Genomic DNA, 25,058 nt, shown 5'->3' on the forward strand with positions numbered 1-25,058 from the left:
CCCGTCGGCGACGGGCCACGGGGCGAGTTCGGTGTTGACGAAGAAAGGGCTGCCGGACAGGCCGATGCGCGGATTGGGGGCGGTGAAGTGGAGGGTGGGCGGGATCTGCCCGTGCTCGACGGCGGCGACGGCCTTGATCAGGCCGGCGATGCCGGACGCGGCGTCGAGGTGCCCGATATTGGTCTTCACTGCCCCCAGGGCGCAGGAGCCGGGCTCGGCGGTGCTCGCGCCGAACGCCGTGCTGAGGGCGGCGAACTCGATCGGGTCACCGAGGGCCGTGGCGGTGCCGTGGCACTCGACGTAGCCGATCGTCTCCGGCTCGACGTCCGCGTTGGCCAGGGCCGTCGCGATGACGGAGGCCTGCGAGTCGCTGCTGGGGGCGGTGAAACCGGCCCTGCGGTCCCCGTCGTTGTTCAGCGCGGAACCCTTGATGACGGCGTGGATGTGGTCGCCGTCGGCGAGCGCGTCGCCGAGCCGCTTGAGGACGGCCATCCCGACGCCGTTCCCGCCGACGGTGCCCTTGGCGTCCGCGTCGAAGGTCCGGCAGTACCCGTCCGGCGAGAAGATGCCGTCCTCCGTGTACGTGTAGCCGCTGTGCTTGGTCGCGTCGACGGCGACGCCACCGGCGAGCGCCATGTCGCACTGGTACGACAGGAGCGCCTGGCAAGCCAGCGCCACGGAGACGAGCGAGGTCGAACAGGCCGACTGGACGTTGACACTGGGGCCTTCGAGGCCGAGCTTGTACGACACCCGCGAGGTGAGGAAGTCGGCGCTGTTGCCGATCATCACCTGACTGCCGCCCAGCGCTCCGACGGCCCCGCCGTTGGCCGCGACGTTGAACATCAGATACGTGTTGGTTCCCGCCCCGGCATACACGCCGACGAGTCCCTCGTAGCGGGCGGGGTCGTGGCCCGCCGTCTCCAAGGCGGTCCAGGCGCATTCGAGCAGGATCCGGGCCTGGGGATCCATCGCCTCGGCCTCGCGGGGCGAATAGCCGAAGAACTCGGCGTCGAACCGGTCGATGTCCGCCAGTTCATAGACCGCGGGGACGTACAGCGGGTCCCTGGCTCGTTCCGGGTCGACGCCGCGGGCCGCAAGATCCTCCTCGGACAGGAAGGCGACCGAGCACTTCCCGTCCCGTATGTTGCGCCAGTAGGCCCCCACGTCCGAAGCTCCCGGAAAGCGACCCGCCATGCCGATCACGGCGATGTCCAGGCTCTCCGCATACTCGTCGAACTGCTGCTCTGTCATCGGTCTCCCCTCGCCGCAGCGAGCATGTTCTCTCCCCCTGGGCGGGCTCCCCGCTCAGGCGGGTCCCGCCGTCCGGCTGCGTCCGGTCAGGTTGACGAGGACGGTCGCGTCCCTGTCGATCCGGCCTGCGGCCGCTTCGTTGCGCACCGCGGCGATCGTCGCCGCGGCGGCGTGACAGACGTCGAGGCCCTCCAACTCCCGCAGCATCGCCCGGGCTTGAACGAGCTCTCGGCCGGTGGCCGAGACGATGGCGCCGCCGGTGCTCGATGCGACGGCGTGCAGATAAGGGTAGTAGGGCGCGCCGTCGCCGAGCAGAATCGCCGTGGCCAGACCCTCGGGCCGCTCGATGCGGTCGGCGTCGGTCAGTTCCGTACGTCCCTCCTGCCAGGCCCGCGCGGCGGGCGCGCAGGAGTCCTCCTGGACCATGAGGAAGCGGGGCATGCGGTCGATGGCACCGATCCGCAGGTACTCACGCATACCCTTGTGGGCGGCCACGACGCCCATGCCGCTGCTGATGCCCTGGACGATCACGTCGGGCGTCCGGCCCATCTCGTCGAGGGCCTCCAGATAGGCGATCTTCAGCCCTTCACGACGCGCCCAGTTGAAGAACCCCGCGTCCAGGTGCAGCCTGTGGGCCTCGGCGTACCTGCGGGCCTGGGCCGAGGCGTCCACATAGGTGCCGGGCACCACGGTGAGCGTGGTCCTGGCGTCGTCGAGGATGTCGTGGTTGACGGCGAAGTCCTCACCGCAGAAGAAGTGGGCCCGCATGGCGGGGTCCCTGCGTACCGCACGGGCCAGCGCCGTCGAGCTGTTGCCCGTACTCGACCCCACGAACTCCTTGACACCGAACTGCCGGTACACGGCGAGCACGACGGCCGCCAGCCGGTCCTTGGTGGTTCCCGTCGGCTGCTTCGACTCGTCCTTCACCCAGAGGTCCGGCACGCCGACGGCAGTACCGAGCCGGGGCGCGGGACGGCACGGCGTACGTACGGTGACCCCGTCGTCGAGGAAGTCCGGCGAACTGAGGGGCAGAAAGTCGAAGTAGGCTCGTTCGGGGGCCTCATGGGCCCGGTGCGCCGAATCGTCGAGGGCATAATGCGGCTCGAGCGCACCCGAGCAGTCGGGGCACCGGTACACCAGTGCCGGCTCGAGTTCAGTACGGCAGCGCGTGCAGACGAGCACGTACTTGCCGGACGCCGGGCCATGGCTCAATACATCCACCGGCAATGCAGCGGCTCCTTGCTCTGTGGTTCCGGATGACGTTGTGTGGCGTGAGGACACCCGCATCAGCTGGTGGGCCTCTCGTTGTCGGCATCGCTCCGGCCGTGCCAGGACCGCCACAGCGCCGCGTACGGGCCGTCCGCCGCGATGAGTTTGTCGTGGGTATCCAGTTCGACGATCCTGCCGTCGTCCACCACGGCCACGCGGTCGGCGTCGTGGGCGGTCTGGAGCCGGTGGGCGATGGCGATCACGGTGCGGTCCGCCCGGACGGCGGCCATCGCCCACTCGGCGTGGCGTGCGGTCGCCGGATCGAGGAGTGCGGTGGCCTCGTCGAGGATCAGGGTGTGCGGGTCGGCGAGCTCGACCCTCGCCAGAGAGAGCTGCTGGGCCTGGGCCGGATCCAGCACCATGCCCCCGGAGCCGACCTCCGTGTCCATCCCGTCGGGCAGATCCTCGGCCCAGTCGGCACCCACCAGGGCGAGCGCGGCATACAGGCGCGCGTCATCGGCGTGCGGTGCGGCCATGGTGAGGTTGTCCCGAAGAGTACCGATGAACACGTGGTGCTCCTGAGTGACCATGACGATGCGGTTGCCCAGCTCGTCCGCGGCCGCGAGGTCCGCGACCGGCACGCCTCCCACGTGCACGCTGCCATGCCGTGGGGCGTCCGCACCGGACAACAGCTTTCCGAGTGTGGTCTTGCCCGCGCCGGAAGGACCGACGACGGCGAGCCGTTCGCCGGGGCGGACGGTGAGGTCGACTTCTTTCAGGACGTCGCGCCCTGCCACGTAGGCGTAGTCCACCCCGCGCACCTCGATGCGATCATCGGCGGGTTCCGGCACGTTGGTGCGGCGCTCCCCCGCGACCAGAGCGACGCCCTTGATCCGAGCCAGGGACGCTCCGCTGCTCTGCAGCTGTTCCACCCACATCAGGATGCGGTCCAGCGGGTCGATCAGCTGCCATATGTAGAGGCTCCCTGCCACCACCACGCCGAGACCGATCGAGCCGTCGATGTACGCGTATCCGCCCACGAGCAGGGTCACGGCGACCGGCAGCGAGTGTGCGAACTCGGTGACCGGGAACAGGACGCTGCGCAGGAACAGGGTGCGGCGTGCCGCACGGTACGACTGATCGATGGCACGGTCCGCGTCGCGCACACGGCGCTCGCGCAGCCCGAAGGCCTCCACGGTGCGTGCGCCCTGCGCGGTGGAGGCGACGACCTCGGCCACCTCCGAAGCCGCTTCTCCCGCAGCGAGGTAAGCGGTCCTCGCCCGCACGAGGTACCAGCGGGTGACCCACCAGACCAAGGGCATGCCCACCAGGGCGAACAGCCCGAGCAGCGGGTGGAGCAGGAACACGGCCGCGAAGATGAACAACACCTGTACCGCCGCGATGAACACATCGGGAACCGCGCTGCGCAGGGTGGTGGCGACGGTGCCGACGTCCATAGTGCACCGCGTCACCAAATCCCCGGAGCTGACCTGTTCGACGACCCTGGCGGGCAGGGCGAGAGCTCGGCTCACCACCTCTTCGCGCAGGCGTGCGAGGGCCCGCTCGCCGAACCGGTGGGAGTGGTTGAGCGCGAAGCGCGTGAGGACGAGTTGACCGATCGCGCACAGCAGCCCGCCGAGTGCGAGCTGGTCGACCGCCGATGTCGTGGCGTCTCCGTTCTCGATACGCGTGACGATGCGGCCCAGCAGCCAGGGCCCGGCGAGGCCCGCGACGGCGGCGAGTCCGGTGAAGAGGAGGACCAGGGCCATCGCCCGCCAGTCCGTCTTGATCAGCGCCAGGATGCCCCGACGTACGGGCGCCGCGTCCGCGACGGGAAGACGCCGGGGTTCGTGGGAGCCGCTCATCGGCTTTTTCCTTCCCGAGTGTTCCTTCCGCCCACCGGCAGGTCGCTCTCGTCGCTGCCCCGAAGGACGAGGCGCCGGTAGGCCGGATGGGAGGCGAGCAGTTCCCCGTGGTTGCCTACGGCCGCGACTTCGCCGTCCACGAGCAGGACGACATCGCAGACTTGGTCGAGGAGCAGGGGCGAGGTACTCACCACGAGGGTGGTGCGCCCCTGCCGTTCGGTACGGATGTTCTGGGCGACCGTCGCCTCGGTGTGCGCATCGAGCGCCGACGTCGGCTCGACGAGCAGCAGCACCTCCGGGTCGGCGAGCAGGGCGCGGGTCAGGCGCAGTCGCTGCCGCTGCCCCCCTGACACGTTCTGGCCCCGCTCCTCCAGCCGGGATTCGACCCCGTCGGGCATGGCCTCCACGATGTCGTGGGCCACCGCGGTCCGTACCGCCCGCTGCAACTCCTCGTCCGTGTGGTCGTCCCGTACGGAGACGGCGGAGCGCAGCGCCCCCGCGAACAGGTGGGCGTCGTTGTCGGCGACCAGGATGCGGCGGCGCACTTCGGCCAGTTCCAGGTCCGACAGCTTCGCCTCGCCCCAGGTCGCTTCGGAGTCCACGTACCGGGCGAGCCGGTCGACCACGGCTCTGGCCTCGTCGAGCCGGGCAGTGACGAGTCCGGTCATCCGCCCGGGCCGCAGTGTCAGTCCGGAGGCGGGGTCGTGCAGTGCGGTGGGTCCGGCGGGCGCGGTCGCGGTGGCCTGCGCGTCCTCGACCTCGGGCCGCAACGCCAGGATGTCGGTCACTCTACGGGCGGAGACGAGGCCCCGGGGCAGGTCTTCGGCGCCCTCCAGGAAGAAGGACACCGGGACGAGGAGCGCGGCGACGTATCCGTAGACGGCGACCATCTCGCCGACGCTGATGGCGCCGCTGGCGGCCATCCGAGCGCCGATCCAGGTCACGACGGCGATGAAGACGACGGGCAGCCCCGCTCCGATGGCCTGCACCCAGCTGGTGAACGAGGCGACCCGATAGCCGTCGGTCACCAGCTGCTGGGAGCGCTGCCGGTACCGCTTTTCGAAGACAGCCTTGCCGCCGATACCGCAGAGCACGGAGAGGCCGGCCACTATGTCCCCGGCGGCGGCGGTGAGCTTGCCCTGGTGTTCCCGGTAGGTGCCCTCCGCGCCGTGCAGCTTGCCAAGGAGCGGGCCGACGGCAATGGCGAGCAGCGGCACGCCGAGCACCACGACGGCCGCGAGGACGGCGGAAATGGTGAACAGCAGGGTGGCGGTGGCCAGGTAGGCGATGGCCGCGCCGACGCCGGGGCCCGTGATGGTGAGCGTCTGGGCGATACGGCTCATGTCGCCGGCCTGGAGGTGGGTGAGTTCGCCGACGGACACCTTGTGCGGCAGCGTGGCGCCGAGCCGGGTGATCTGCCGGATGACGACCTGGGCCGTGCGGTAAGTGGCGTCCACGCGGACGAGCGTCATGGTGCGATGGCGGAGGATGCCGAGCACCGCGATGACCGCGCCGGTGACCAGGACGATGACGGTCCAGAACAGCAGTGTGCCCGTGTCCCGTTGTCTGAGCCCGTCGTCGATGGCCCTGGCCATGAAGTACGGCGGCAGCATCAGGGCGCACATCCACAGGCTGCCCCACAGGGTACCGAGCAGGATCCGTCGGCGTTGCGCGACGACGAGCCACCACAGATAGCGGGCGGGGCTGCGGAGGTCGGGTGAGCCCGGGTCGGTGTAGGGCACCCGGTTCGACTGGGTTCCGGCGGCGCTCGTGTCCCGGAGCGGCGTCATCTTTCTTGAAGCCTTCACGTCCTCAAATGCTTTCACGGGCGTCGGGCTCCTTGTGCAGGGGCCGGCCGGACGCGGCGGTGCCAGGACGTTGCGAGACTGTTCTCTTGTTCATGTCGTCCCTGAAGTCCAGCCAGTCCTTGACCGGCGCGGGGTCGAACTTGGGCGCCGGGGCGACGAGTTGGATGAAGCGCGTGCCGACGTCCAGGAGGCCCTGGCCCACCTCCTCCGGGCTGCGCCGAAAGACGCGGGTCGACCGCTCGATCTCCCCGGGGTCGCGTCCGATCTCGGCGCACCAGGCATCGAGGACACTGTGCCGGTACGCCAGTTCCTTCGCGTCGCCGAAGCCGTGCCAGATGTCGGCGTACTGTGCGGCGAGCCGGAGGGTCCTGCGTCGGCCGTTGCCGCCGATGAGCACGGGAATCTTGCGGGTGGGGGCCGGGTTGAGCTGCCGCCAGCGGCGGTCGATGCGCTCCAGGCCCTCTCCCAGGGCGTCGAGCCGGTCCTTCGGCGTGCCGAACTCGTAGCCGTACTCGGCGTAGTCCTTCTCGCTCCAACCGGCGCCGATGCCCAGGATGAGCCGTCCGTCGCTGATGTGGTCGACGGTCCGCGCCATGTCCGCGAGCAGATCGGGGTTCCGGTAGGAGTTGCAGCTCACCAGCGGCCCTATCTCCACCCTGCTGGTCGCCTCGGCCCATGCCCCGAGCATCGTCCAGCACTCGTAGTGCTCGCCGTCGGTGGGGCCGTACACCGGGAAGAAGTGATCCCAGTTCATCAGGACGTCGATGCCCAGGTCCTCGAACATCGCGGCGGCTCGGCGGATCTCGGGGTACGAGCAGTACTGCGGTTGTATCTGCACGCCTATGCGGACAGGAAAGGAGGAGTAGGGCAGGTCGTACATGACGCTCCAAAGGAACAAGGAAGAACGGCAGACATCGAACCGCACTGGCATCGTCACGGGATGTTCTCGGCCGACATGCGCTGACGGAGGCTGAGCGGACGCATGTCCGTCCAGATCTCCGCGATGTGGGCCAGGCATTCGTCTCGTGGCCCCTCTTTCCCGACGGGGCTCCACCCCTCGGGGACATCGCGGCCCGAGGGCCAGATCGAGTACTGCTCCTCCGCGTTGACCACCACTGCGTACGAGGTGTCGTCCTGTCGGTCTTCCATGGGTGTCGTCCCTCCGTCCTCATCGTGCGGGGCGTTGCGGGCGCCCCGGCTGTCTGCGCCTCAGCTGCTGGTTCTGCCGCCTTCCCCGTTCCCTGGCGTGGTCGAGACCGTCGGCCGGTGCGGCCTCGTCGGCGGCGGCGAGGACCGCCTGGGCGCGCACCGTGGTCGCCCGGAACAGGTCGATCAGCTCGGCGCGGAGACCGAGTTCGGCCCGCAGCCGCTGGTGCAGTTCGATGAGCAGCAGTGAATGTCCGCCCAGGTCGAAGAAGTTTTGCTCCAGGCCGACGGCCTGTGTGCCGAGGAGGTCCTCCCAGATCGCGGCCACGGCCCGCTCGCGGGTGGTGCGCGGAGCCAGGGCAGGGGCCTCGGCAGGGGGCGGCGCGGGCAGGGCCTTGCGGTCCACCTTGCCGTGCGGGGTCAGGGGGAGCGCGGCCAGGGGAACGAGCGCGGACGGCACCATGTGGCGGGGCAGCTTCTCCCGCAGCCACTCGAGGACGGCGGCGTCGGTGGCCTCGGCATGCGCCGGTACGTAGTAGCCGACTGCCGTAGCCGGTTCCTGCCCTTCGCGGCAGACCGCGACCACCCCTTCCCGCACCAGCGGGCAGTCGGTCAACGCGGCCTCGACCTCGCCCAGTTCGACGCGGAACCCGCGGATCTTGACCTGGTCGTCGCCGCGGCCCAGGAACTCCAGGGTGCCGTCCTGGCGCCTGCGCACCAGGTCCCCGGTGTGGTAGAGCCGCGATCCCGGCCTGTCGGCACCGAAGGGGTCCGGGGCGAACGCCGCGGCGGTCAGGTCGGGACGTCCGACGTACCCGCGGGCCACGTTGGCGCCCGCGACGCACAGCTCGCCGATCCCGCCGGCCGGCACCGGGCGCCCGGCGGGATCCAGGACGTGGACCCTGGTGTTCGGCAGTGGTGTCCCCAACGGGGCGGTGGCCGCGGTGGGTTCGTCGTCGGGCGGAACGAGCCAGGTCAGCACGCCCACGGTGGCCTCGGTGGGGCCGTAGTGGTTGTGGACCCGGCAGTCGGGGCCCGCGGCGCGGGCCACGGAACGGAGCCAGTGCCACTGCGAGGCCTCGCCGCCCACCACGAGGTGACGCCGGGGCAGGAGATCCGCGTCGCGCCCGGAGCGCATCAGCGCCCTGAGGTGGGAGGGGGCGATCTTCAGGCAGTCGATCCGGTGGTGCGTCAGATGGTCGGCGAGAGCCTGGGCGTCGAGCGCCCTGGCCCGGGTGATCAGATGCAGTGTGCCGCCCGTGACGAGAGGAGGTACGAGCATCGTGAGACATGAGTCGACGGTCAAGGGCTGGAGCATGGCGTAGCTCAGGGCCTCGGAGATCCCGAGACGGTCCAGGAACGCGTACGTGTAGTTGACGATCTGGCGATGCTCGACGGCGACGCCCTTGGGGATTCCGGTGGAGCCCGAGGTGTAGAGGATGTACGCGAGGTCGCCGGGCACGGCACCGCTGTCCGGGCAGTCGTCGGGCAGGTCGCGCAGGGCGGTCCAGTTCGGGTCGAGCCGTACGGCGTGGGCGTCACCCGCGCCGGATGTGCCGTCGGGACCGTCGTGGACGAGGGCCGTGGCGCCGCAGTCGCGCAGCACCATGTCCCGGCGCGCGGTGGGGTCCGCGGGATCGATCGGGACATAGGCGCCGCCCGCCTTGAGCACCGCGAGCACGGCTACGATCATGGCGGGCGAGCGCTCCAGGCAGAGGGCGACCGGGCGCCGCGGCCCCACTCCCGCCGCACGCAGCAGGTGGGCGAGGCGGTTGGCGAGCCGGTCGAGGTCGGCGAAGGTCAGCTCCGCATCCTCGCACCGCACGGCGACGGCGTCAGGGGTGCGGGCGGCCTGTCGGGCGAAAAGCTCGTGGACGCAGTCGGCCGCCGCCGGGTAGTCGGCCCGCTCTCCCTGGACGTTGCGGACGGCGTTGTCGGACAGCGGCAGCGCACCAACGGCAGCGTCCGGCGTGGCGACCACGCCGACACACAACTGCTGGAAGTGCGCCGCGAGTTGGAGCACCGACTCCCGCTCGAATAGGTCGGTGTCGTACTCGAACTGGGCACGGATGGTGGTGCCGTCCGCCACGAGGTTCAGGGTGAGGTCGCGCTTGCTGGTCCCGCCGTGGACCGGGAAGTCGCTCAGCGTCAGCCCGTCCATGGCGGGTAGGGCCGGCGCGGTGCGCAGGGTGCACATCACCTGGAAGAAGGGCGTGGCGTGACTGGTGCGCTCGGGCCTCAGCCGCTCCACGACCTTCTCGAACGGAACCTCCTTGTGCGCCAGCGCCTCCCCCGCCACGGCGCGCACATGGCGCAGCAGTTCGCGGAAGGTGTGTCCGCCGTCAACGCGGGTGCGCAGCAGCAAAGTGTTGACGAACAGGCCGACCATGTCCTCGACCTGGGCGTGGTCGCGGTTGGCCACCGATGTGGCGACCAGGAGGTCGGTACGGCCGGTGTAGCGGTGCAGCAGCGCGTGGAACGCCGCGGTGGCGACCATGAACAGCGTGGCGCCCTCCCGCCGCGCCAGGTCGCCGAGCCCGGCGGCCGCGGCCGGGCCGAGGTCGAAGTCCACCACGCCGCCGCGGAAGGCCGGGGTGGCGGGCCGGGGCCGGTCGGCGGGGAGTTCGAGGACCGGCGGCGCGCCGGCCAGGACCCGCTCCCAGTGGGCGAGTGGGGACTCGCTGCCCGGCCCCTCGGTGCTCTCGCGGTGCCAGCGCGCGAAGTCGCCGTAATGAACCTGTGGCGGCTGCGGCGTCGAGTGCTGTCCACGCCGCACGGCGTCGTAGGTGTGGGCGACATCGCGGAGCAGGACTCCCCAGCTCCAGGCGTCGCCGACGAGGTGGTGCAGGGTGAGCACCAGGACATGGTCGTCGGGGGCCAGAGCTATCAGATGGGCGGTGATGAGCTGGGCGCCCCCCAGGTCGAACGGGGTCGCCGCTATCCGGTCCGCCAACTCGCGGGCCTTTCTCTCGCGCTCGGCGGCGGGCTCCCCGGTGAGGTCGTGCCGTTGGACGGCGACGGTGGCCGGGTCGGCCGGGATGCGCTGTTCCGGTTCGGCGCCGACAGGGTGGAACGTGGCCAGGAGCACGGGGTGGCGGGCGACGCACGCGTCGAGGGCCGTCTGCAGGGCAGGGACGTCGAGCGGCCCGGTCAGCCGTATCGCGGCGGGTACGTTGTACGCCCCCGTGCCGGGGAACATCTGCTCGAAGAGCCACAGTTGGCGCTGTGGATACGACAGGGGCGCCTGTGCGCGCACCGGATGAGGTGTGATCGACGGCACGTGGTCGGCCCGCAGTCCCCGTTGCGCGAGCAACCGCCGCATCGCCTCGCGCCGCCGTGCCGGGAGTTCGTCGCTCGTGCTGCTCACTGGTCCTCCTGCGGCGTGTTCAGAAGCGTCTCGAGATCGCTGTCGGACAGGGCGACGACCTCCAGCAGGAGCGCCGCGCGTTCGTCCACCTCGGGCCCGGCGACCGGGTCGTCCCGAAGGGCTCGGACCACACCGGCGACAGTGGCGTCGGTGAAGAACCTCTCCAGCGGGAACGCCGCCCCAAAGGTCTCCCGCACTCGCACGGCGAAGCGGGTGGCGAGCAGGGAGTAGCCGCCCGAGGCCCAGAAGTCGTCGTGGACGCCGACCGGCCCGCAGGGCGCGAGGACCTCCCGCCAGAGTTCGGCCACCGCCCGTTCGGCGTCGTCGCGCGGAGCCACCGCATCGGTGGCCGCATCGGTGGCCGTATCGGCCAGGGCCTGCCGGCCGTAGCGGCCCAGGGCCTGGCGGTCGACCTTCCCGCTGGGGGTCAGCGGGAGCTCGGGGCAGGGCACGAACCGGGTCGGGATCATGTACCCCGGCAGTCTGCCCCGCAGGTGCTCGCGGAGCGCCTCCGCGTCGGTCTCGTGCCCTGCGGCGGCGACACAGTACGCCACAAGGATCTCGTTCTCGGCGACGACCACGGCTTGGTCAAGCGAGGAATGGCCGCGCAGCGCCTGCTCGACCTCGGTCGGTTCGACGCGAAAACCGCGCACCTTGACCTGTTGATCCGCGCGGCCGACGTACTCGATCACCCCGTCGTGCCGGAACCGGGCGCGGTCCCCAGTGGCGTAGAGCAGGTCTCCCGGCCGGTCGCCGAAGGGGTTCGGCACAAACCGCTCAGCCGTCAGGTCCGGGCGTCCGACGTAGCCACGGCCGAGTGCGGGACCGCCGATGTGCAGGTCTCCCGCGACGCCTTGGGGCACCGGCCGCATCAGTTCGTCCAGGAGATAGGCGCTCGTGCCCGCGATGGGGCGGCCGAGCGGCACCGAGCCGGCCGCCGTGTCCGCGTCCGTGAGGATGTGCCAGGTGACGTCGGCGGATATCTCGGACGCCCCGTACAGATTGAGCAGCACACGCCCCGGCAGATCGGTCAGGAAGCGGCCTGCGAGGTCGACGGGCAGGGCTTCTCCACTGCTCACCCACAGCCGCAGGTCGGGCAGTTCGGCGGCGAGGCCGTCCACGGTGTCGAGCAAGGAGCGCAACAGGGACGGGACGAGCACGATGCGGGTGACGCGATGCCGGGCGAGCACCCGCACCAGGGCGGGCGGGTCGACGAGCAGGGACTGGGACAGGACCACGATCGGGACGCCCCGGCACAGCGGGCCGAAGATCTCCCAGAAGGAGTCGAGGAAGTTGAGCGAAGTCTTCTGGCACAGCACCTCGCCGGGCCGGAAGGGGAACTCCTCCCACATCCAGGTGAGCCGGTTGGCCATGCCACCGTGCAGCCCGACGACGCCCTTGGGCGTCCCGGTCGAACCGGAGGTGTACAGGACGTAGGCGGGCTGGGCGGGGTCGATCCGCACGCCGAGCGGCTGCGTGGACCGCGCCGTGGCGGCTTGCCACAATTGGTCGACGTCCACGACCGGTCCGGCCCCCGGAGGCGGCTCCACACGGTCCCGGTGCGCGCCGGTGACGACCACGAGGTCGGCGCCCGCGTCGGCCAGCATGAAGCGGAGCCGCTCGCGCGGATACGCCGGGTCCAGCGGCAGGTAGGCAGCTCCCGTCTTCATCACCGCCAGCAGCAGGACGACGACCGCGGGGGACCGCTCGGCACAGATGCCGACTCGGCGCTCGGCGCCCACGCCCCGGTGCATGAGCTCTCGCGCCAGCTGGTTGGACCTGGCTTCCAGCTCCGCGAAGCTGAGGTCGGCGCCGGGGTCGAGCGCGTCGCTGACGGCGATCGTGTCGGGCGCGGCGAGGGCCTGCTCCCTGAGCAGCTCCGGGAGGGAGCGGTGCGGGCCGGCGGGGGCGGCGGGACCCCGCGCCCACTCCCCCGTGACCCGGGCCCGCTCTTGGCCGGAGAGGAGGTCGAGGTCGGCGAGCGGCCGGTCCGGGTCCGCGACGGCCCTCTCCAGGAGAGCGACGAAGTGGGCGCCGATCCTGCGCACGGTCTCCTCCGTGAAGAGGCCCGTGGCGTACTCGATGACGCCCACCGCCTCGTCGCCCGTCTCGCGCAACATGACCATCAGGTCGAACTTGGCGGTGACGGCGGGCATCGGTACCTGCTCCAGGCGCAGGCCTGCGAGCTCCAGAGGCGGAAGCGGTGCGTTCTGCAGTACCAGGACGTTCTGGAACACCTGGTGGTGGCCGAGGCTCCGCTCGGGTGCCACGGCCTCCACGGCAAGCTCGAACGGCAGGCTCTGGTGGTCGTACGCGGTGAGGGTCGTCTCCTTGACCCGGGCGAGCAGTTGACGGAACGACAGGCGGGGGTCGGCGTCGGTCCGTAAGGCGAGCATATTGACGAAGACGCCGATCAGGTTCTCCACATCGGGGTGGGTGCGCCCGGCGATCGGGGAACCGACCACGACGTCCCGCTCGCCCGAGTACCTGTGCAACAGGTGGGTGAAGGCGGTGAGCAGCGTCATGAAGAGGGTCGCCCCCTCGCCGCCGCCGAGCTGCCGCAGCTCCTTCAACAGCGGGCCCGGCAGATCCAGCGGAATGGCCGCCCCGGCGAAGCTCTGCGTGGCCGGACGCGCTCGGTCCGGCGGGAACTCCACCAGCTGCGGGGCCCCCGCCAGACGGTCGCGCCAGTAGTCCACCAGCCGCTCGCGCCGCTCGCCGGTCAACTGTGCGCGCTGCCACACGGAGTAGTCGGCGTACTGGACCGGCAGCGCGGGCGGCTCGTCGGCGGACACGCCGAGACGGCGGGCGTAGTGGATGCCGAGTTCCCGCACGAACACGCCGGTCGACCAGGCGTCGGAGATGCTGTGGTGCGTGGTGAGCAACAGGATGTGTTCCTCGTCGGCCAACCGCAGCAGGGCGGCACGCAGCAGCGGTGCCCGGGTCAGGTCGAACGAGCGGTTCGCCTCGGCGCTCGCGAGCTCCCGCCAGCGCCGATTCCGCAGGTCCTCGGGCAGGTCCCGCAGGTCGGTGACAGGCATCGGCACGGACACCTCCTCCGCGATGCGCTGGACGGCCCTTCCTTCGTCGTCGACTCCGAAGGCGGTGCGCAGGACCTCGTGGCGGCCCGCGATGTCCTCGAGGGAGCCGCGCAGCACCTCGGCATCGAGGCGCCCTTCCACGCGGACGACGTCGGCGATGTTGTAGACGGAGTTGCCGGGGGTGAGCTGCTCGATGATCCAGAACCGCTGCTGGCCGTAGGAGAGGGCGGGCGGCCGGTCACGGGGCACGACGGGGACGGGCTCCTGGGCCACGGCCGGGGAGCCGCCGGCGCGCACGTGCTGGGCGAGCCCGGCCACCGTGGGCCGCCGCAACAGGTCGAGCAGGGAAAGGTCCGCCTGAAGGGCCACGCGGACCCGGGAGACGATTTGCGTGGCGAGCAGCGAGTGGCCGCCCAACGCGTAGAAGTCGTCATCGCGTCCGACCCGGTCGATGCCGAGCATGTCGGTCCAGATCCCGGCGATGACCTCCTCCGTCTCGTCGCGGGGCTCGACGTACGCGTCGGACAACTCCGGCCGCGGCTGGCGGGCTCCGCCGACGGACGTGCGCCCCCGCCGGGCTGCTTCGGGGTGGCGGATCCAGCGGTCGAGGCGCTCCTCCAGGTCGGCGGAGACGAGGGTAGTCACGCCGGCATCGGCGCTCTCCGCGATGCGGCTGAGCAATCGGACGCCGTCCGCGACGCGGATGCCGTAGCGGGTGACGCTGGTCATGGGGCGGTCCAGGCCGCCGTCCGGAATCCAGTCTTCCAGATTGACGCTGATCCACCGCGTGCCAGGCCGCTCGGCCCGGGCCTGCGCGAAGGTGTCGAGGAAGACGCAGGCCGAGGTGTACCCGACGGTGCCGAGGCCGCCGAGCAGGGCCGCGTTCGACGAGAACAGCAGCACGAACTCCGGCGCATGACCGGCCAGCGCCCGCTCCAGGGCCCGGGTGCCCGCCACCTTGGCGCGCATCACCTCGTCCAGCCACCCGGCGTCAAGACTGTCGATGGGTGCGAACGCCTTCTCCCCGACTATTCCCGCGGCGTGGAACACCCCGGTGACGGGCCCCAGACGGCGCTCGGCCTCGTCGAGGACCTCGCGCATCCGCTCCTCGTCGGTGACGTCGACCTGACGCACCAGGACACGTGTCCCACGCGCGCGCATGGCGGTCAGCCGCCGGATTCTGCGGCTGACCCGGTCGTCCTCACCGTGCCGAGCCGTCCAGTCGTCCCACTGGTCCTCGGCGGGGAAGAAGGAGCGTCCGGTGAGGACGACGGCTGCGACCGATCCGGCCAGGTGGTCGGCCAGTTCGAGGCCGACGGCACCGAGCCCTCCCGTGATGACGTACACGCCGTCGGCCCGCAGCGGGGTGCGGGCCTCGCCCAGCACGACCGGCTGGAAGGTCTGTGCCCACCGCGTGCGTCCGCGGTACGCGAGCAACCGCTCGTCGGGGGACTCGGCGACCGCGTCGACGATGCGCCCGGCGAGCACGGACGCGGCGTCGCCGACGGCGTCGTCGGGGGCCACGTCGAGGCAGTGCACGCTGATTCCCTCGTACTCCTGGGGTACGCAACGGGCGGCGCCCAGGAGCGTGGCAGCGGCCGGACGCAGGACGTCGGCGCGTTCGACGGCGACGAGGCCGCCGGCGACGACCCACAGGTCCACGGGCGCGGAGACACTGCGAACCGACAGCGCCCGGGACAGCCACAGCAAGCTGTGCATGCCGCCGGTCTGCAGGTGTGTGTCGTCGTCGCCGTCGAGGCCCCACAGGTGCAGTACCCGCGCGGGGCGCTCGTCGGCGTCCAGGGCGGCGCACAGTTCGGTGTAGGCCGCCGGATCCGAGGGGTCGACGGTACGAGTGCCGGGGCCGAGCACGTCCGTGTCCCCGGGCAGGACGAGGGTCACCCGGTGCCCGGCCGCCGTGACCCGCTCGGCGATCTCGTGGGCAAGCCTGTGGGGTGCGCCGTCCGGCGTCGCCGGAGCAAACAGCAGCCAGTGCTCGGCCTGTTCCGCGGGCGCGGCCGGGACCGGCATGGGCACGGACTGCCAGGAGGGGGCGAGGAGCCAGGACTCGGGACCGCCCGACCGGGATGCCGGGGCGGCACGGCGAGGGCGTCCGCCGGGCAGGGCGAGCCGGCAGCGCGTCCGCTCGAACGGATAGCCGGGCAGGCCGACCCTGCGACGGCCTGCGTCGCCGGGCAGACCATGCCAGTCCAAGGCCGTGTCCGCGGCCCACATCTGTCCCGCCGCGTCGAGGAAGTGGCTGACGTCGTCGGGACGGCGCTGGTCGTAGGAGGCCCGCAGAGACGGCAGCACGACGGACCCGGAGGGCGCGTCGCCCTGCGCGAGGTGCTCCGCGGCGAGGGCGCTCAGCGACTGCCCCGGGCCGATCTCGACGAGCGTGCGGTCCCGCTCGGCGCAGAGGGTGGCCAGGCCCTCGGCGAACCGGACGGTACTGACACTGTGCCGAACCCAGTAGGCCGGGTCGGTGGCCTGCTCCGAGGTCAGCCACGTGCCGGTCACGTTGGACACGAGCGGGATGCGCGGCGGCGAGAGGGGCACACCGGCGAAGAGTTCGGCCAGGGGCGCGGCCATGCCGGCCACCAACGGCGAGTGGAAGCCGCGTTCCGCGCGCATGCGCCGGGCCGTGATGCCGCGCCCGGCCAGCCTCTGCTCCAAGCGCTCGATCGCGTCCACCGTTCCCGAGACCGCTGTCAGTTCGGGCCCGTTGAGCAGGGAGGCGGTCAGCTCGCCGTCGAGGTGTTCGGCGAGCCTGTCGGCGCCCAGCGGCACCGCGAGCATGGCGCCGGGCGGCATCCCGTCGAAGAGCCTGGCGCGCCGGACGACCACCGACAGCGCGTCCTCCAGGGAGAACACCCCCGCGACAGTGGCGGCCACGTACTCGCCGAGGCTGTGTCCGATCAGCGCGGCGGGGCGCACCCCGAGCGACTGCCAGAGTCTGGCGAGCGCGTACTCGACGACGAACAGAGCGGGGTGGGCGAGCCCGGTACGCTGCAGCGGGTCGTCGGCGTCGCCGAACATGATGCGCCGCAGGTCCAGGCCGCCGCTCGCGGGCGCGCGGACGTCCTCGCCGCACAGCCCCATGTCGTCCTTCAGGTCGGTGCCGAGCAGCGGCCGGAGCAGTGCGCAGCACTCGTCGACCGCGTCGCGGAACTCCGGCATCTCGCGGTACAGATCACGGCCCATGCCGCGGTACTGGTCCCCGAGCCCGGCGAACATGAACCCCACGGGACGGTCCTGGCCGACGGCGACGCCCTCGTGCACGCGCAGCGGATCGGCACCGCCCAGAAGGGCGACGGCCTCCTCGTGGTCCCGGGCGACCAGTGCCCTGCGGTGCTCGAACGGCACGCGGCCGTGCCGCAGGGTGTACGCGACGTCCGCGAGCGGCAGGTCCGGCCGGTCGGCGAGATGCCCGGCGAGCCGGGCGGACGCCTCCTCCAGTGCCGTGCCGGTCTTCGCGGACAGCAGCAGCAGGTGCTGGGCGAAGTCCTCGGTGGCGGGCAGCGCGGCCGGTGCCTCTTCGAGCATCAGGTGGGCGTTCGTGCCGCCGAACCCGAAGGCGCTGACGCCTGCACGGCGCGGGCCGCCCCGCTGCGGCCAGTCGGTGAGTTCGGTGTTCACGTAGAAGGGGCTCGCGTCGAAGTCGATCTGCGGGTTGGGCGTGGTGAAGTTCAGAGAGGGCGGGATCTGTCGGTGGTTCAGGGCCAGGGCCGTCTTGATGAGTCCGGCCACCCCGGCGGCCGCGTCCAGGTGGCCGATGTTGGTCTTGACCGATCCGATGGCGCAGAAGCCGGTGGCGTCGGTGCTCTGCCGGAACGCCTTGGTCAGCGCGGCCACTTCCACCGGGTCACCGAGTTCGGTCGCGGTCCCGTGCGCCTCGATGTACGAGATCGTCGACGGGGCGACATCGGCGATCCGGTGGGCGCGCAGCACGACCTCGGCCTGCCCGTCCAGGCTGGGCGCGGTGAAGCCGACGCGGTTGGCGCCGTCGCTGTTGACGGCGGATGCCTTGATGACGGCGTACACCGTGTCGCCGTCGTCGAGGGCCTCGCTCAGTCGCTTGAGCGCGATGACGCCGGCGCCGCTGCCGAACACGGTGCCGTCGCCCGCGGCGTCGAAGGCCCGGCAGTGCCCGTCGGAGGAGGCCGTGCCACCGGGCACATGGACATAGCCGGTGCGCTCGGGCAGCACCACTGTGCTGCCACCGACCAGCGCCAGATCGCACTGGTAGCTCAGCAGGCTGTCACAGGCCAGGTGCGCGGCGACCAGTGAGGTCGAACAGCCGGTCTGCACCGTCATGCTGGGGCCGCGCAGGTCGAGGTGGTAGGAGACGCGGCTGCTGAGGAAGTCCTTGTCGTTCCCGAGCATGGCCAGCTGGGTGTCCGACTCCCTGATGTCCGGGTGGTGCAGCAGGTTGTAGAGGAGGTGGGTGCTCAGCCCCATGCCTGCGTACACGCCGATCATGCCGTGGTGGCCGGCCGAGGTGTACCCGGCGTGTTCCAGGGCCGTCCACGCGGTTTCGAGGAACAGCCGCTGCTGGGGGTCGAGGAGTGCCGCCTCGCGCGGGGAGTAGCCCCAGAACCGGTGGTCGAACGCCTCCGGATCGTCCACTGGGGATCCGGCGGGCACGAAACCCGCGCGGCCTGAGACCTCCGCGGGCACGCCGAGCCCGATGAGTTCCTCGGGGGTGAAGTGCCGGATGGACTCGACGCCGTCCCGCAGGTTCGACCAGAACGTCTCCAGATCCGAGGCGCCGGGGAACCGGCACGCCATGCCGATGATGGCGATGTCCGCGCCGTGGTCCTCGGTCCCGTCGCCGTCGCCGGGGCGGTCCTTGGCGTCGGCATCCTTGGGACGGTCCTCCACCGGTGCGTACTGTTCGCTCGTCACGCTCTGCCCCTTCTGCCGGTCCGGCGGGACGCCCGCCTGCTGTCGCGCTGCCGACGCGCGCGTTCCTCACTGTCGGAGAACACCCGCGTGTCCGACCCTTCGGCTACGTCGCCGAGATGCGCGGCCAGCGCGCTGACCGTCGGGTGCTCCAGGAGCTTGATCAGGGGCAGTTCCCTGCCCGTGACGTTCCGGATCCGGTCGTGGACCTGCACCATGAGCATGGAGTGCCCGCCGAGGTCGAAGAAGTTGTCGTACAGACCCACCGTCCGGACACCGAGTGCCTCGCTCCAGATGCCGGCGATGGCGCGTTCCAGCTCGGTGGACGGCGCCGCCTGGGCGGTGGGTCCCGCTGCTGCCGGATGCAGTGCGGTCAGGGCCCTGACGTCGAGCTTGCCGTGCGCGGTGCGCGGCAGTTCGGGCAGCAGGACGAAGCCGGCCGGGACCATGGACTGCGGCAGCCGTGCCCGCAGTCGGTGTCGCAGATCGCGCTCGGTGCAGGTGGCTCCCTCGGCGGCCACCACGCAGGCCACGAGCCTGGTTCCGCCGGACGCGTCCCGCTGGGCGACGACCGCGGCCTCGCGCACCTCGGGGCGGGAGCACAGGGCGGCTTCGATGTCACCGAGTTCGATGCGGTGACCGCGCACCTTGACCTGCCGGTCGATGCGGCCGAGGAACTCGACGCGGCCGTCCGCGCGATAACGCGCCAGGTCGCCTGTGCGGTAGAGGCGCCCGCCGGGAACACGGGAGAACGGGTCGGGCACGAACCGCTCCGCGGTGGCGGCCGGACGCCGCCAGTAACCGCGGGCGAGCCCCGCGCCCCCGATCACCAGCTCTCCGGGCACGCCGACCGGCACCGGCCGCAGCGTCTCGTCAACGATATGTATCCGGGTGTTGGCGACGGGGCCGCCGATCGGCACCGTGGTGTCGTCGTCGGCTTCGGTCACTTCGTGACTCGCCGACCAGATGGTGGTCTCCGTGGGCCCGTACATGTTCAGCAGGCGGGCGGGCAGGTGCTCGCGCAGTTCACAGGCGAGGGCCGGAGGCAGCGCCTCGCCGCCGAGGAGCAGGGACCGCAGCCCCTTCAGCCCGGACATGGCGGCCTTGTCGAGCGTCATCATCCGCATGGCCGACGGGGTCGCCTGGAGCAGAGTGGGCCGCCACTTCGCGATCCGGCCCGCGAGGGACCGGTCCTCGGCGGCCGATGCGGCCGCGTCGTGGGCGATCCGCTCGCGCAGCCGGTTCAGTACGGGAAGGCCGTCGAGGACCTCCCGGCCGGGCAGGCCGAAGTCGACGAGGCAAGCCAGTTCGTCGACCCCCGCCTCCGCACAGCGCTGGATCAGAGGGCGCACGGTCTCCGGCGTACCGAACAGGGCCCCGGTGTCGAAGTAGCGGTTGAAGGCGAACTCCAGCAGGGCGTCCTTGTCGGCCTCGCTCATGCCGGCGAGGTCGACCGGCAGTTCGAGGGTGCGCACCAGATTCTCGATGAGCCCCACCGACGACCGCAGATACGCGGTGAACGGCTCCCTGACCCGTTCCTTGACGGCGGTCGCGTCGTCACCGAGGAAGGTGTGCAGCATCAGGGTCACCACGCCGGTGTCCGGGTCGTGACCGTTCTCCAGGCGTGCCCGCCGGTAGCGCAGGACGTTCTCGGCGACCTGCTCGATGGTCTGTCCCAAGAGGTGGGTGAGGACGTGGGCGCCCATGGCCCCGGCCCGGGTGAAGGTCTCGGGGCTGCCCGCGGCGGTGATCCAGGTCGGCAGGGCCCGCTGGACCGGGGCGGGACGGATGCCGACGTCCACGGGCTTCCCGGTGCCGCCGGGCAGCGACACGGTCTCGCCCCGCCAGAGCCGGTGCACCGTCTCGATGTCCTCGAACATCCGCTCCTTGCGGTTCTCGTACCGCTCGGGGAAGAAGACGAAGTCGTCGGCGTGCCACCCGGAGGCGAAGGCGACCCCGGCCCTGCCGCCGGAGATGTTGTCGAGGAGCGACCACTCCTCGGCCACGCGCACCGGCGAGTGCAGGGGCAGGACGACGCTCCCCGCCCGGATGGCCACCTTGCGGGTGACCGCGGCGAGGGCGGCGCCGAGCACGGACGGGTTGGGGTACAGGCCGCCGAACTCGTGGAAGTGCCGCTCGGGCGTCCATACGGCGGTGAAGTCGTGCTCGTCGGCGTAGCGGGCGCTGTCGAAGACCAGGTCGTAGCGCCCCTCGGCGCTCGCGGCGTCGGACTGGGCGTCGCTGGCGAAGAAGAACAGACCGAAGTCGAGTGCCTTGGCCGGAGCGGCGGTCTGTTGGGACAGGGTGTCCTCGGCCAGGACGACCTTGGCGCCACGGGTCAGGGTCCACAGCAGTTCCAGGACGGATATGTCGAAGCCGACGTTGGTGACGGCGAGCATGGTGTCGTCCGGGCCGCAGCCGACCCGCTCGTCCATGGCGGCGAAGAAGTTGCCGACGTTCCGGTGGTTGATCACCACTCCCTTGGGAGTCCCCGTCGAACCCGAGGTGTACAGCAGGTAGGCCGCGTTGTCCGGGTGCACCCGGCCCGCCGGTGCGGCGGCGTCGCCGTCGTGCGGCGCCGCGACCACGTCGTCGATGTCCAGCAGGTCCGTATCGGCTCCCGCGACCTGGTGGGCCACGTGGCGACGGGTCAGCACCAGGTCGAGCCGGGCGTCGGAGGTGATGACATCGAGCCGCTCGCGCGGGTAGTCGGGGTCGAGTGGCACGTAGGCGCCGCCGGCCTTGAGGACGGCGAGCATCGCGACGATCAGTTCGGGCGAGCGGTCGAGGCAGATGCCCACCCTGGACTCGGCCCCGACGCCGCGGCTGCGAAGTGCGCGGGACACCCGGTCCGACGCCGCGGACAGTTCGTGGAACGTCATCCGTGCCGAGCGGAAGACGACGGCCACCGCGTCCGGTGTACGGGCGGCCGCGGCCTCGAACTCCGTATGGACGCACAGGCCCTCGGCGAGGTCGAGGGCGGTGTCGTTCCAGTCGTGCAGGATGCGTCGGGTCTTCTCCGCGCTGAGCAGGGGCAGTGCGCCGATAGCGCACTCGGGGTCTTCGGCGATCGAATGCAAGAGGGTGCGGAAGTTGTCGGCGATGTCGGCCACGGTGGCACGGTCGAACAGGCCGGTGTTGAAGTGGACGCGCCCCGCGAGCCCGTCCGGATGCTCGGCGGTGGCCAGCGCGAGGTCGAACTGCGCGGTGCGCTGGGGAACATGTACGGGTGCCAGGTCCAATCCCGCCACCGTGAAGGGTGTTTCACCGTGCCCGGCGGCGTAGGCGGCCAGTTCACGGGGAAAGCGGGAGGGGGCTTGCTGATGGATGAACATCGTCTGGAAGACCGGGGACCTGGCCGGGTCGCGCCCGGCCTGGAGCTGCTCGGCGAGGAGCCCGAACGGGTAGTCCTGGTGCGCGAGCGACGCGGACACCATGCCCTTGAACCGGTGCAGCAGGGTGCGGAAGTCGGGATCCCCGCTCAGGTCGCCGCGCATGACCACCGGGTTGACGAAATAGCCGACGGTGTCCGCGTGGCCGGGCTGGGAGCGGCCCGAGACCGGCGAGCCGACGACGATGTCGCTCTGGCCGCTGTAGCGATGCAGCAGGACCTGGAACGCGCACAGCAGCGTGGTGTACAGGGTGGTGCCGTTGGCGCGGGCGAGGGCGGAGATCCGCTGCGCCAGTTCCGCGTCGATCGTGAAGTCGTGGGTGTCGCCGTGGTAGGTCTGAACCGGCGGCCGAGGCCGGTCGGTGGGCAGTTCCAGGACGGGCAGCGGCCCGCTCAGGCGGTCCCGCCAGAACGCGGCGGCGGCTTCACCGGAGGGACCGGTGACGTATCGGTGCTGCCGGGCGGCGAATTCCTCGTAGTCACCGGCCGGAGGCAACTGGGGGGTGGCGCCGGTCAGTTCCGCGCGGTAGCAGCGCACCAGCTCGTCGACCAGGAGGGACATGGACCAGAAGTCGCCCACGATGTGGTGCATGAGCAGGAGCAGGACCGGAAGCCCGGCCTCCCCGTCCTGCCACAGCCGGATTCTGACCAGCGGCCCCTGTGCCAGGTCGAAGGGCTCGGCGGCCGCCTCGGCCAGCCGCTCCGCCAGGGAGCCGGGGGTGGGGCACGGCGCCGTTTCGTGGACGATGCGGATGCGGCCCTCACCGTCGATGCTGCGGACGGGCTCCCCCTCGCGTACGACGTAGGAGGTCCGCAGCGACGCGTGTCGCCGCACGACCCGGTCCAGGGCGCGCTGGAGGGCGGCCGTGTCGGTGTCCGCGGGCAGGCGCACGGCTCCGGCGATGTTGTAGGCGGCGCCGCAGCCGGTCATCTGGTCGAGGACCCACAGGCCCCGTTCACCGTGGCCCAGGGTCTCGGCGGGCGGAGCCGGAGCCGCCGGTTCCTCGGCCACAGAGGCGACCGGGGAACCGGCCTCGGCAACCGAGGCGACGACTTCCGCGAGCACCTCGGCGAAAGCCGCCCCGTGCAGCGAGTCGTAGCCGACCTCGACACCGTACGCCAGCTCCGTCTCGTGCCGGATCTCCAACAGGTCGATGGAGTCGAGGCCCAGTGCGGGGGCGGGCAGAGACAGGTCCAGCGCGGCGGGCTCGCCCCCGGCACGCAGCGCGATCCGCGTCCTGAGGAACGCCTCGATCCCCTCCGGAGTGCGCTGGACCTCGCTGTCGACGGCGGCGGCACCCGGTCCGTCGTGCGGTCCGTCGCCGCGACCGAACTCGTGGAGGCCGAGCACCGCGAGGGTGCCGTCCAGGAACTGCCGCCGTGCCGCATGCCGCTGAATCTTGCCGCTCGACGTGCGCGGCAGCCGGCCGGGCCGTACGAGGGCGAAGGCGTACGGGGAGACCTGGTGGTCCTCGACGACGGCGGCCCGCACCGCGGCCGCGACCTCACGGACATCGGCATCACGTGCCGTGCGCTCGGCCTCGTGGGTGATGACGAGGACCTCGCCGCCGTCAACGGGAACGGTGAAGCAGGCACCGCTGTTGTGCCGCAGCGCCGGATGGGTGCGGAACGCGGTGAGCTCGATGTCCTGCGGGTAGTGGTTGACTCCACGCAGGATGATCAGGTCCTTGATGCGGCCGGAGACGAACAGTTCGCCGTCGGCCACGAACCCCAGGTCGCCCGTCCTCAGGAACGGAGCCTCGCCGGTTTCCTCTGATTGGCCGGGAGCGTCGATCCGGGCGCCGAACACCTCGGTGCTGGTCTCCGGTTGTTGCCAATAGCCCTGGGCGACGCTCGGCCCGCTCACCCAGATCTCGCCGACCTCCCCGTCGGGGAGGCGGCGACGGGTGTCCGGATCCACGATGGCCAGCCGTTGGTCCGGCGACGGCTTTCCGCAGCCCACCATGGGCTCGGCATCGTCGACGGCACGGACCACCGGTGGCTCCTCGGGCGAGCCGCCCGTGACGATCAGAGTGCTCTCGGCCAGGCCGTAGCACGGGTAGAACGCCTCGCGGCGGAACCCGGTGGGCGCGAGCAGCGCCGCGAAGTCGTCCATGATGTCGGCGCGGATGGGCTCGGCGCCGTTGAAGGCCACCTTCCAGCAGCTGAGATCGAGCCCCTCCAGCTGCTCGGGAGCCACCTTGCGCAAGCACAGTTCGTAGGCGAAGTTGGGGCCGCCGCTGGTGGTGGCCCGGTGCTCGGCGACGGCCCGCAACCAGCGCGATGGCTGGGCGGCCATGGCCATCGGCGGCATCAGCACGGTCGGGTAGCCGGTGTACAACGGTTGCAGGATGCCGCCGATGAGCCCCATGTCGTGGTAGGGCGGCAGCCAGATGACGGTCTTGCTCTCGGGGGTGAGACCGAAGAACCGCTCGATGTCGCCGCCGTTGTGCAGCAGGTTGCCGTGGCTGACCATCACTCCCTTGGGAGTGCCGGTGGAGCCCGACGTGTACTGCAGGAAAGCGAGTTCGTCGCGGGACGGCGGCGCGGGCCGCCAGGTGCCGTCGGACTCCTCATCGGTGTCCACGCCGATCCACCTCATCGTCCCGACGACGGGGTTGGTGGCCGCGAACGCGTCCCGCTGGTCCGCGATGGCGCCCAGGGTGAGGGCCGCGGTGGGCCGGGCATCGGCGACGATGGACTCCAGCCGGGACAGGCTGCGGACCGGACTCGTGCCGTGCGGTGGGTAGACGGGGACGGCGACCGTGCGGGCGTACAGACAGCCGAAGAACGACGCTATGTAGTCGAGACCCGGCGGGAGGATGAGGACCACCCGGTCGCCCGGGGCGCACGACCGTCGCAGTGCCGAGCCGATCTGCCGTGCCCTGGTGTCGAGTTGGCGGTAGGTCCAGGAGACCTCGCGGTCGCTCTCCAGGAACGTGTAGGCGATGGAATCGGCCTGTTCCGCGGAACGCCGCAGCAAGAGGTCGACGAGCGAGTCGGCGACGTGGGTCGCCCTCCGTCCGCTGTTCATCGAGCTGGCCCTTCCCCGTGGTCGAGATGGTGTCTGCGATA

General features: G+C 71.3%; 9 protein-coding genes. All 9 read right to left on the reverse strand.

Annotated elements, in window-relative coordinates; all coding sequences use genetic code 11:
* A partial coding sequence (locus ACWDVB_RS32305) for a beta-ketoacyl synthase N-terminal-like domain-containing protein (RefSeq protein ID WP_451612014.1) occupies window positions 1-1,251 on the reverse strand: 1,251 nt, incomplete at its 3' end.
* 54 nt (window positions 1,252-1,305) lie between these two features.
* Entirely contained in the window at window positions 1,306-2,472 is a 1,167-nt protein-coding gene (locus tag ACWDVB_RS32310; RefSeq protein WP_451516357.1) for a threonine synthase, read from the reverse strand.
* Between the two features lie 65 nt (window positions 2,473-2,537).
* Complete coding sequence (locus tag ACWDVB_RS32315; RefSeq protein WP_451516358.1) at window positions 2,538-4,325, reverse strand: ABC transporter ATP-binding protein; 1,788 nt, start codon at window positions 4,323-4,325, stop codon at window positions 2,538-2,540.
* Complete coding sequence (locus ACWDVB_RS32320) at window positions 4,322-6,115, reverse strand: ABC transporter ATP-binding protein (protein ID WP_451516381.1); 1,794 nt, start codon at window positions 6,113-6,115, stop codon at window positions 4,322-4,324. The genes ACWDVB_RS32315 and ACWDVB_RS32320 overlap by 4 nt, the downstream gene beginning before the upstream one ends.
* 22 nt (window positions 6,116-6,137) lie before the next feature.
* Window positions 6,138-7,013 carry an LLM class F420-dependent oxidoreductase gene (locus tag ACWDVB_RS32325; protein ID WP_451516359.1) on the reverse strand — a complete coding sequence of 292 codons (876 nt, stop codon included), beginning with the start codon at window positions 7,011-7,013 and terminating at the stop codon, window positions 6,138-6,140.
* 53 nt (window positions 7,014-7,066) lie between these two features.
* The gene (locus tag ACWDVB_RS32330) at window positions 7,067-7,282 is read right to left on the reverse strand and encodes an MbtH family protein (RefSeq protein ID WP_451516360.1); all 216 of its coding nucleotides are present in this window, start codon (window positions 7,280-7,282) and stop codon (window positions 7,067-7,069) included.
* Window positions 7,283-7,301: 19 nt separating this feature from the next.
* Complete coding sequence (locus tag ACWDVB_RS32335; RefSeq protein WP_451516361.1) at window positions 7,302-10,646, reverse strand: amino acid adenylation domain-containing protein; 3,345 nt, start codon at window positions 10,644-10,646, stop codon at window positions 7,302-7,304.
* A complete protein-coding gene (locus ACWDVB_RS32340) occupies window positions 10,643-18,595 on the reverse strand; it encodes an amino acid adenylation domain-containing protein (protein ID WP_451516362.1) in 7,953 nt (2,650 codons plus the stop codon). Before ACWDVB_RS32340 ends, ACWDVB_RS32335 begins: the two co-directional genes overlap by 4 nt.
* Window positions 18,592-25,017: a MupA/Atu3671 family FMN-dependent luciferase-like monooxygenase gene (locus tag ACWDVB_RS32345; RefSeq protein ID WP_451516363.1), complete on the reverse strand. Its 6,426-nt coding sequence runs from the start codon at window positions 25,015-25,017 to the stop codon at window positions 18,592-18,594. The genes ACWDVB_RS32340 and ACWDVB_RS32345 overlap by 4 nt, the downstream gene beginning before the upstream one ends.
* Between the last annotated feature and the right edge of the window lie 41 nt (window positions 25,018-25,058).

It is taken from the genome of Streptomyces sp. NPDC003379 (genome assembly GCF_053589195.1).